We start from the raw sequence: 10923 nt of genomic DNA, 5'->3' as shown, positions 1-10923 counted from the left end.
CCGCACAGCGAGACGCTCTGCGTATCCGAGCGGCTGTTCCAGTCCGGTCTCTGCCTTCCCTCCGGCTCCAGCCTGACCCCGGAGCAGCAGCAAAGAGTGATTGACCGTGTTCATGAGACGATGGGAACGGTAGCGGGCAACGTGCGTTAGGTCCGGGCTTGACGGATTGAGGGCATGTTTACCCATGAGAGAGCCTGGAGGGGGCAGAATCATGCGCGGTCCTGGAAGCGGCGGAGCCGTGCAAGGGCCAAGGAAGCGGCCCCCGGGCGCTGGGCAGGCCGGCCATGACCAGCCCTTTCTCTGCTACAGATACCGTTCGCCCGCCGCGCGCGATCTGGCGATGACGGCGGGGGGCCCGTAAGCTACGGCGTAGCCGCCAATATCGGAGAGGACGGTGGCCCCCGCCCCGATAACGGTATGCTCCCCTATGCTGACGGAGTGGATGACGCTTACTCCCAGCGAGAGAACGCTGTAATCGCCAACCGTCACGTTCCCGCCCGTTGTGGCCCCCGGAGCCAGCGTAACATAATCCCCGATCCGGCTGTCATGGTCGATCGAAGCCTTCGGATATAATATGCAGTGCTCGCCGATTAGGGTATCGCTGTTCACGACAGCCCCCGCCATCACGACGGTGCCTTGACCAAGCTTCGCGCCCCTGGCGATCCAGGCGCCTGGATGGACAGCGGTGACAAAGGGGAGGTCCGGGTAACGCAGGGCGATACGGGCGGCGATAAGCGCCCGGGTCCAGTTGTCCCCGATGGCGATGATGCACCCCTTAATTTCCTCCCGATGCTCGGCGATATATTGTTCGTTTCCGAGAACTCGATATCCGTAAATATCGGAGCCGGAGGCTTTATGGCTGTCGAGCAGTCCGAAGATCCGGTACCGCCCTTCCCGCTCAACGGCATCGACTACCGCCTTGGCATGCCCGCCCGCGCCAAATATGACGATGTTGTTCAAGTCAGATCCCCCTTTCTTTGTTCCAATATAGCATACCGCTGCCGGTTCCGGCTCAATTTGTTGTTTTCGCAATATAGCAATTGACAACTTTTAGGCAGGAGTGTTACGCTTGATTTGTGTTCGTTAAATAGAACAAAATTGATTTTCTTGTTCGCTATGTTCCCGGAGGTAAGGAGATATCCCATGAGAGATCCATTTGCTCTGAAGACGGAAGACCTGTCAACCGAAATGCATCTTCTTCTGGCTTTTCTGGCTGCGGAGAAGGGGGAGGATGTGCCGGTCCGCTGTCCGGAGCTGTTCCGCGGGATAGACTGGGAGGCGTTTATCGGGCTGGCTCTGCATCACCGCGTATACCCCAATCTCTATCCCAAGCTGAAAAATTTGGGGGGAGCTGCGGTGCCGCCCGGAGTCATCAGCTGTCTTTATACCTATTACAGCCGAAATACGTTCCAGATGCTTCATTTGAGCGGTGAAATGGAGTTTATCGGGGGGGAACTGGCCCAAAAGAATATCCGCGCGCTCTTCCTGAAGGGACCGGTCATTGCCAAGGATCTCTACGGGGACATATCGCTGCGAACCTCCTGCGATCTGGATCTCCTGATCCCGCTTGCCGATCTGGCGGGGGCGGAGTCCCTGCTGACCGGTCTCGGCTATATCAAGGACGATTATATTCATACCGTGCTTAACGACTGGAAGTGGCGGCATCACCATACAACCTTTACCCATCCGCAGAAGGGAATCAAAGTGGAGCTTCACTGGAGGCTGAATCCCGCGCCGTCCGGAGAGCCTGACTTCGAAGAGCTGTGGAGCCGCAGGCGAAACAGCGGACTGACAAGGGAGCCGATCTCCTACTTGGGGCAGGAGGACCTGTTCCTGTTTCTTGTCTCCCACGGGGCGCGGCACGGATGGTCGAGGCTGCGGTGGCTGCTCGATATCAAGCAGCTGCTGCTCCAGCAGCCGGATGCCGGGAAATTGACCGCGCTGCTCCGCAAGTATCATTACTACCATGTCGGAGGACAGGCGCTGACGCTGGCGGGGAGGCTGCTGGACGCTGAAATTGCCGAAGGGCTTCATGACATGGAGCGGGCCCCGAAGTCGCGGGCAATGGCGCAGGAGGCGATATTTTATTTGGAACAGATGGTCAATCTGCATTCTATTCCTGTGCCCGATGACGTGGCTTCCTATCATAAGCGGCATCAATTCGCGCTGCTCGCGCCGATCCAGAAGCTCAAGTTCATTCTGAGCTTTCTGTTTCCCTACCCGGAGGATGCGGAGACGCTGCCGCTGCCGAAAAATTTGCATTTTCTATACTTTCCCCTGCGGCCTTTTCTGTGGGCCTGGAGAAAAACGGTAGGTGTGCAGAAATGAAAAAGCTGCTGATCGCTTCATATGATATGGAGGTTGGCGGAGTCGAGCGCAGCCTGGCGGGCATGCTTAACCATTTCGACTATGAGTCCTACGCCGTTGACCTTATGCTGTACCGCCACGCCGGAGAATTTATGGAGCTGCTGCCCGCGGCGGCGAATCTTCTTCCCGAGCAGCCGACGTATTCGACATTCCGCAAGTCCATTTATGAAACCTTTCGCGGCGGACACCTGCTGATCGGTCTGGGGCGGCTCTTGTCCAGGCTGCATGCTTCAATGCCGGGAAGAAAGGCAAGCACAGAGTCGGGGTATTACCAGATGCAGCTGATGTGGAAATACACGCTTCCGTTTCTCCCCCGTCTGAACCAGGAATACGATGCCGCGATCAGCTACCTGTGGCCGCACTGCTTTGTCGCCGACAAAGTGACGGCCAGAACGAAGATCGCCTGGATTCATACGGATTACTCCACGGTGGAAACGAATGTCGCCATGGATTTGAAGATGTGGGACAAGTTCGACCGCATTGTGGCGGTGTCCGAAGCCTGTAAAGCGTCCTTTCTGGCAAAGTACCCGAGCCTTGAGCCCAAGGTGATCGTCATGGAGAATCTGACCTCGCCGGAATTTATCCGAACGATGGCCGCCAAGGAATCCGCAGGCGAAATGGCGCGGGACGCCCGCTTCAAGCTCGTTACGGTGGCGAGACTGTCGCATGCCAAAGGCATCGACAACGCGGTCAGAGCGCTCAAGCTGCTGAGGGAACGGGGATATGACGACATCGCCTGGTATGTGGTCGGTTACGGCGGTGATGAGGCGATGATCCGGGGACTGATTGAAGAATACGGCCTTCAGGACCGGTTTATACTTCTCGGCAAGCAAATCAACCCGTATCCGTATATCCGCTGCGCAGATCTGTACGTCCAGCCTTCACGTTATGAGGGGAAGGCGGTGACGGTGACGGAGGCGAAGATTCTCGGCAAGCCGGTGCTGATTACCGATTATACGACGTCCCGCAGTCAGGTGAGCGACGGAGTGGACGGCAGAATCGCGGCCTTGTCGGCGGAGGGGATCGCGGACGGCATCGAGGAGCTGTATCTCCGCCCCGGCGAGCGGGAGAAGCTGGCCGATCATTGCCGCAGGACCGATTACGGCAACAGCTCTGAGCTGGAGAAGCTGTACCGCTGTATGGACGAGGCCGATGCGAAGGAGGATGTTCTCAGTGCGGTATAATGTCAGCGTTATTATTCCGGTATTTAACGCGGAGCTTTATCTTGACGAGTGCATCCGTTCCCTTCAGGCCCAGACTCTCAAGAGCTGCGAATTCATCTTTGTCAACGACGGCTCTGCGGATGGCAGCCGGGCGATTATCGAAGCGGCGATGGAGGACGATTCGCGTATCCGGCTGATCAATCAGGAGAATCACGGAGTCAGCGTCGCGCGAAACCGGGGGCTGGCGATCGCTGCGGGGGAATATGTCGGCTTCGTGGATGCGGACGACTATATCGAAAGCGGGATGTACCATACGCTGTACGGTCAGGCGGTACTGGAAGGCTGCGATGCCGTCGTCTCCAATCTGGAGAGCGAGATTGAAGGGCGGCCGGTCGTGACCCGCTACCCTTTTGACCAGGGACGGCTGCTGGACAGGGAGTTCATCCGGTCGGAAATTCTGCCGCGTTTTTTGCGGAGCGATGATCTGAATACGTCGGTCAACAAGCTGTACAAGCGGAGCGTCATTACAGAGTATTCACTCAAGTTCCCGGAAAAGGTGGCCTTGGGCGAGGATGCGCTGTTCAATATTCACTTTTTTGCCCGGGCCGCTTCCATGAGGTATATCGATTACACGGGTTATCACTACAGAGAGGTGCAGGGGAGCGCCACCAGAAATATTCTGGACAAAGATTACTTTGGCCAGGCACTCCGGGTCTATCATACGGAACCGCCGGAAATATACAGGGAGCTTCTTCCTGAGCCGCTCATCAAGCGACTGCAAGCGGTCCGGTTCATCAAGACGGCCATGGCCTGCATTTATATTTATTTGAAGCCTTCGGGGGCGGTGAAATTTCGGCAGAGGTACCGCTACATAAGCCAAATCATCAACAATCCTCACGTCAGGGAGGCGCTGCCCGTGTATTTCGAGGCGGAATCGGGACAGCTGGGCAGGTTCGAGAAAGCGACCCTATGGATGATCCGAACAAGATTGACGCTGGGCCTCGTAGGCATAGCCGCTTACAGCAGGCTGCGAAACGCCTAATAACAGGAGTGATGAGTCATGAAAATTATGATGTTCGCGCATGGCGGCAGCTTAAACCGGGGATGCGAGGCGATTGTCCGATCCTCCGCTCAAATGATCAAGGAGAATATCAGCGGAGCCCGGGTATTTCTGGCATCCGAGCAGCCGCATACCGACCGGGTCATTCCGAGCCTGGACGGCATTTACGACGGTTCCAAATCGGAGATCGTGAGGCCTTCCCTGAACTGGCTGGTGTCTGCGGTCCGCTTCAAGCTCCTGGGAGACGAGTCGTATGCCACCGGGCTTATCGAACAGAATACGATCAGCCGGATCAAGGATGTCGATGTGTGCATGTCCATCGGAGGGGACAACTACTGCTACGGCGAGCAGCCGGGCTGGTATGAAATTGACCGCAGAGTCAAGAAGCACGGCAAGAAGCTGGTGCTCTGGGGCTGCTCGATCGGCGAGGAGGACATGACGGACCGAAAGCTTGCCGATCTGAAGCTGTTCGACTTGATTTTGGCCCGCGAAAGCCTGACATACGATATGCTGCGGGAGAAGGGCCTCCGGAATGTCCGGCTGTGCGCCGATCCGGCCTTTACGATGGCGAAGGAGGAGCTTCCGCTTCCTGACGGCTGGCAGCCCGGAAATACGATAGGCATCAACTTCAGCCCGCTCGTAGAGGGCCGCAACAAGCAGTCGGGCCCGGCGGTGCGCGAGCTGCTAAAGCATATTTTGCGGACGACGGATATGACGATTGCCCTGACTCCGCATGTGATGGTGGACGGCAACAACGACTATGAGCTTTTGCAAGTATTCCATCAGGAATTGAAAGACACCGGCCGGGTTATTCTGCTGCCCGATCATCTCACGGCGGTTCAATACAAAGGCTATATCGCGCGCATGAGATTCTTCATTGGGGCGAGGACCCATGCCACCATTGCCGCATACTCCAATTTTGTCCCTACCATGGTGCTTGGCTACAGCGTCAAGTCCAAAGGGATTGCCAGGGATCTGTTCGGCACGGAGAAGCTGGTGCTCGGCATTGAGGAGATTTCCAGCGGCGATAATCTGATTGCCAAATTTGACGAAATGCTGGAAGGGGAAGAGGAGCTCAGGGAGAGCTTAAGGCAATCCGTGCCGAAAATCCGGCAAATGTCCTATAAGGCGGTCGACTACTTAAGAGAGCTTGCTCCGAGGTGAACATGAAGAAAAAACTTCTATTTGTTATACCGGGTCTGAATTCCGGCGGCGGCGAACGAAGCCTGATCAATTTGCTGAGCCAGATCGATTATAACGCGTATGAGGTTGATCTTTTCCTGCTAAATCATCAAGGAATGTTCATGGAGTTTATTCCGCCGGAGGTGAAGGTGCTGCCCGTCCCCGAGCGCTACCGACGCTTTGCCCTGCCGCTTCCGCAGGCTCTATTGAAGCTGCTGTTATCGGGACATTTCACACTGGCGTATCACCGGCTCATGTTCAGTCTGAGAAGCCGGGGCGCGGGGAACGACTCCGTGAAAGAGCAGCACAGCTGGAAGCACCTGTCTCCCTTCTTCGGACGGCTTCCCAAGGAATATGATACGGCGATCGGCTTTCTGGAGAAGACCTCGATCTATTTCTGTGTCGAGAAGGCTGTGGCCAGGAGCAAAATCGGCTGGATTCACATCGACTACGACAAGCTGGGGATGGACCCCGCCTTTGACGCCCGCTATTTCGAGCAGCTCCAGCATCTGGTTACGGTATCGGAGGAATGCGCGAACATCCTGGTCAAGAGATTCCCCGAGCAGGACCACAAGGTCAATGTAATCCATAATATTGTGTCCCCGGTGCTGATCCACCAGCTGGCTATGCAGCATCCGCCCGATGATTTCAGCAAGGCTGAGGACGGGATCAACATTCTGTCCATCGGTCGGCTGCACCCGCAAAAGGCTTTCGAGCTTGCCATTGAAGCCTGCAAAATGCTGGTCGATAAAGGCTGCAATGTCCGCTGGAGCGTTATCGGCGATGGGGAGGAGCGGCAGAAGCTGACCCATCTGATCCGCCGTTACGGACTTGAGGACCATTTCAGGCTGCTGGGGCTTCGCTCCAATCCGTATCCGTATATCCGGCAAGCCGATCTGTATGCCCAAACCTCCCGGTTCGAGGGCAAGTCCATTGCAATTGACGAGGCAAAAATATTGAAAAAACCGATCGTCGTCACCAATTTCAGCACCGCCCGTGACCAGATTCGCCACGGCTTCGACGGGCTGATCGTAGACATGAATCCGGCTGCAATTGCGGGCGGCATCGAGCAACTGATCGCGGATCATAGCCTGCGCGCCAAGCTGTCGGATAATCTGGGGCAGCTGGAGCTTGGGACAGAGGATGAGATTCATAAATTTTACAATTTACTCGCATGAGAAGGGTGAGAGCTATGAGCGGGAACAAGAAGCTGCTGTTCGTCATGAATAGTCTGGTCTGCGGAGGCGCGGAGAAGTCACTCATTTCATTGCTCCAATCCATTGATTACTCCCGCTGCGAGGTGGACCTGCTGCTGTTCAAGCATGAGGGCCTCTTTATGAGCAAGATCCCGGATCATGTTCGCCTTCTGGATGCACCACCAAGATACAAGTATTTTGACATGTCCATTCGCACGGCGCTTCTGAACTGTCTCAAAGAAGGCAAGCCCGGTCTTGCCTGGGCGCGGATCAGGGCGGGATTCCTGTTTAGGAAGGAGAGCCATCCGGCCAGACGGGAACAGCTGCTGTGGAAATTCAGCTCGAAGTCTCTCCCCAAGCTGTCCGCCGAATACGATGCCGCCATCGGTTACATGGAGAATTCGCCTATCCGGTATGTGGTGGATAAGGCCAAGGCCCGCCGGAAGATCGGGTTCATTCATAATGACTATGACAAGCTGGGCATGAACCCGGACCTGGACGACAAGTATTTCCGGGAGCTGGACTGCATTGCCACCGTATCCGAGGAATGCGTGCAAATTCTGAAAGACCGGTTTCCCGCCTACAAAGAAAGAATCGTGCTGATGCACAATATCGTCTCTCCCTCCGCCATACTTCAGCTGTCCGCCGATGGGAGTCCCATCAAGAAGCAGGAACAAACAACGATTGTCTCTGTCGGCAGGCTGAATTATCAAAAGGGCTTTAGCATGGCTGTGGAGGCCTGCGATTTGCTTGTCCGCGAAGGGTACGACATCCGTTGGTACATCGTTGGCGAGGGAGAGGAGCGAGGGAGCCTGGAGCGTCTGATTGAGGAGAAGGGGCTTCAGGATATTCTGATCCTGACGGGACTCCGGGAGAATCCGTATCCTTACATCAAGCAGTGCGACATCTATGTGCAGACCTCCTTGTTCGAGGGACGCTGCCTGACGATAACGGAGGCCAAAATTCTGCACAAGCCGATCGTCTCGACCGATTTTGAAGTCATAACCGATCAGTTGACGGATGGCTATAACGGTCTGATTGTCGGCAGGGACGCTCGCTCCATCTACCGGGGCGTCAAGAAGCTGATTGATGATGAAGAATTGAGAGAGCGGTTCATCGGCAATTTGCGGCAGGAAGAGATGGGAACAGAAGACGAGATCCATAAATTGTACCAGTGGATAAGCTAGGTTAAGGGGTGGGGACTATTCCGGGTCTGACGTTTGGCCTCATTATCATTGCAATCGTACTTATTATTGCTTTCATTGACGCGGCGCCGGTCTTTGGAGACTGGCTTGGGAGAATACACATCGGCCGGTACAGCGACAGGCGTGTCTGGGGGACAGCCGTTACGGAAACCGGGATGAAATGGCTGACCCGAACGCCCAAAATCAAGCTTACCGACAACACAAGGCTGATTGTGCTGGATATGCTGAGAGGCAACTATACCCGGCCGGCCATTCAGCACTGGCAGGAGGCTTCCCTGCTGCTTGGCTTTCACAGCTATTTAAGCCATAACAGCGATCCGAAGGCGGAAGCGGCGGTGAACGCCCTGATTGCTGCCAAATTCGGCGGAGGCGGCAAGTGGATTCACCCGCCGCAGCAAGTGGACGGCGCGATCCTGGCTTACGGAGTGATGAAGCATTCCGCCGAGCGGCCAGAGGCGTATAGAGCCGGGATGGATCAGATGTGGGAGCTGATTCAGGAGCATATCGGCGAAGATGGAACGGTGAAGTACCGCAAATCGATGCAGGATTACCGTTATGTCGATACGATCGGCTTTATTTGCCCCTTCCTGGTGGTGTACGGCCTCCGGTATGACAAGCCCGAATGCATCCGGCTCGCTGTAAGACAAATTCAGGAGTATGAGCGGTTTGGAATGCTGCCGGGCACGTCCATGCCGTGCCATGCCTACAGCACCGGGACGAAGTATCCGCTTGGCCTTTACGGCTGGGGGAGAGGACTCGGCTGGTACGCCATCGGCCTGATTGACGCCTGGAGGGAGCTTCCGGACGGTCATGAATGCAAGCAGCCGCTGGAGGAAGCGGTTGTCCGGTTCGCCCGTACCGCGCTTGCGGTTCAGGGGGAGCAAGGACAGTGGAACTGGACGGTGACCAGGCCGGAATCCAGAGCCGATTCCTCGGCGACGGCGATGCTGGCCTGGTTCCTGCTGAATGCGTCGCAGATCGGGGAATTATCCGGGGAATGTGCCGCCGCCGCCGATTCAGCGGTCTCCTATTTAATGGAGGCAACCAGGAGAAGCGGCGCCGTGGATTTTTCCCAGGGGGATACCAAGGACATCGGCGTTTATTCCGTTCTGTTCAATATTCTGCCGTTCACGCAAGGCTTCTGCATCCGATTGGCGAATTCGAAGGATCAATAGGCAGGGGATGTACATGCGAGTAAAGAACTCCATCATTAATATTATGGCGGGCATCGGCAATCAACTGGTGATCACCCTGCTGAGCTTTGTCTCCCGAACCGTCTTCATCAACAGCCTGGGCATCGAGTATTTGGGCGTGAACGGATTGTTCACGAATATTCTCTCCATGCTGACGCTGGCGGAGGCGGGAATCGGGACGAGCATTATGTACAGTCTCTACAAGCCGGTGGCGGAGAATGATTATGAGAAGATCGGCCGGTTAATGCGGCTGTACCGCAGGGCGTACCTTGTCATCGCGCTTGTGGTGACCCTGCTCGGCCTGTCGGTAATGCCTTTTCTGAATGTGATCGTCAAGGACCACAGCGTCGAGCACCTCCATTGGATTTACCTGATCTTTCTGCTTAATACGGTAACACCCTATTTTTTCTCCTATAAAAATGCATTCCTGAGCGTCAATCAGAAGAACTATATCGTAACCGCCGCCTTCTCGGTGACTTCCATTATTTCCGCCTGCCTGAAGATCGGCATTCTGTATTATACGTCGAACTACATCCTGTTTCTGATCGTGGACAGCGTTCTGACGGTCATAACCTCCATCCTGTTAACGGTCATCGCGAACCGGAAGTATCCGTATCTGAGGCAGAAGGCGGCAGGCAAGCTTGATACCGGAACCCGGAATGGAATTGTCAGGAATGTAAAAGCGATCGTGGTTCAGAATATCGGCAGCTATCTGGTGCTCGAAACGGAAAGCATCCTCATCTCCACCTTTGTCAGCCTCAAGGCCGTTGGCCTGTATTCCAACTATAAAATGCTGATTGACATCGCCAGAACCTTCATCAACCAGGTATTCATCAACCTGTATCACAGCGTCGGAAATCTTGTATCAAGCGAAAGCACGGAGAAAATATACAGCGTCTACAAGGTCATGCGGCTGCTCAGCTTCTGGCTGTACTCCCTGCTGTCGATCCTGTTATATATCGTGCTCGCGCCGTTTATTACGCTGTGGATCGGTGAGAAGTTCCTGATGAGCAGCGGGGTTCTTGCTGTTCTGGTGCTGCTGTTCTTCGAGCGCGGGATGCGCAATCCGATCACGACCGTGAAGACGACGGCGGGGATTTTTCAGGAAGACCGGTATGTTCCGCTCGCTCAGGCGGCGGTCGGTCTGGGGATTTCCATCATTCTGGTGCGGCAAATCGGGATTGCGGGCGTCTTCATCGGCTCGCTGGCCGGGGCTTTAGCCATGCCTTTCTGGACAACGCCTTATCTGGTCTATAAAAAGGTGTTTCACCGGTCCGTCTCGGAGCACTACCGATCTTATGCATACTTTACTATAATAGGGGTAGGCGCTTTTTTTGCGGCCTATTCTGCGAGCGGCCTGATCCATGCGGGCAGCTTTCCGCTTCTTCTGCTTAAGGCGGCGGTCGCATTCGTCATTGTCAATCTCATCTATGTGCTGTTCTTTCACCGCAGAGACGAATTTGCCTACCTGCAAGGGATTGCCAGAACGCTGCTTGGAAAGATCACTGTGAGGTTCGGCCCATTAAACAAGACGGAGGTTGATTAGGATGGCTATTC

General features: G+C 55.3%; 9 protein-coding genes. 8 read left to right on the top strand and 1 reads right to left on the bottom strand.

From position 1 onward, the window contains the following. Positions 1-303 precede the first annotated feature (303 nt). Positions 304-960 (bottom strand): acetyltransferase, encoded by a 657-nt coding sequence (locus tag L692_RS0106335; protein WP_025698206.1) that lies wholly within the window; start codon positions 958-960, stop codon positions 304-306. 183 nt (positions 961-1143) lie between these two features. Here L692_RS0106335 and L692_RS0106330 point away from each other — a divergent pair, with 183 nt between their 5' ends. From L692_RS0106330 to L692_RS0106295, 8 genes are read left to right on the top strand one after another with little or no spacing between them, the layout of a single operon-like run. After that, a complete protein-coding gene (locus L692_RS0106330) occupies positions 1144-2328 on the top strand; it encodes a nucleotidyltransferase domain-containing protein (RefSeq protein WP_025698204.1) in 1185 nt (394 codons plus the stop codon). After that, positions 2325-3551, top strand: a complete 1227-nt coding sequence (locus L692_RS0106325) for a glycosyltransferase (RefSeq protein WP_025698202.1) — start codon at positions 2325-2327, stop codon at positions 3549-3551. Before L692_RS0106330 ends, L692_RS0106325 begins: the two co-directional genes overlap by 4 nt. Continuing rightward, the gene (locus L692_RS0106320; RefSeq protein WP_025698200.1) at positions 3541-4572 is read left to right on the top strand and encodes a glycosyltransferase; all 1032 of its coding nucleotides are present in this window, start codon (positions 3541-3543) and stop codon (positions 4570-4572) included. The genes L692_RS0106325 and L692_RS0106320 overlap by 11 nt, the downstream gene beginning before the upstream one ends. Before the next feature lie 18 nt (positions 4573-4590). Then, positions 4591-5754 (top strand): polysaccharide pyruvyl transferase family protein, encoded by a 1164-nt coding sequence (locus L692_RS0106315; protein WP_025698198.1) that lies wholly within the window; start codon positions 4591-4593, stop codon positions 5752-5754. A 2-nt stretch (positions 5755-5756) separates the two neighbouring features. Next, positions 5757-6950 (top strand): glycosyltransferase, encoded by a 1194-nt coding sequence (locus L692_RS0106310; protein WP_025698197.1) that lies wholly within the window; start codon positions 5757-5759, stop codon positions 6948-6950. 14 nt (positions 6951-6964) lie between these two features. Further along, positions 6965-8155 (top strand): glycosyltransferase, encoded by a 1191-nt coding sequence (locus tag L692_RS0106305; RefSeq protein ID WP_025698196.1) that lies wholly within the window; start codon positions 6965-6967, stop codon positions 8153-8155. Positions 8156-8172: 17 nt separating this feature from the next. After that, complete coding sequence (locus L692_RS0106300; RefSeq protein WP_025698194.1) at positions 8173-9348, top strand: glycoside hydrolase family 88 protein; 1176 nt, start codon at positions 8173-8175, stop codon at positions 9346-9348. A 13-nt stretch (positions 9349-9361) separates the two neighbouring features. Beyond that, complete coding sequence (locus tag L692_RS0106295) at positions 9362-10912, top strand: lipopolysaccharide biosynthesis protein (protein WP_025698193.1); 1551 nt, start codon at positions 9362-9364, stop codon at positions 10910-10912. Positions 10913-10923 lie beyond the last annotated feature (11 nt).

Source organism: Paenibacillus forsythiae T98 (genome assembly GCF_000520735.1).
Lineage (GTDB): Bacteria > Bacillota > Bacilli > Paenibacillales > Paenibacillaceae > Paenibacillus_AQ > Paenibacillus_AQ forsythiae.
This window is presented reverse-complemented; position numbering and strand designations above follow the sequence as displayed.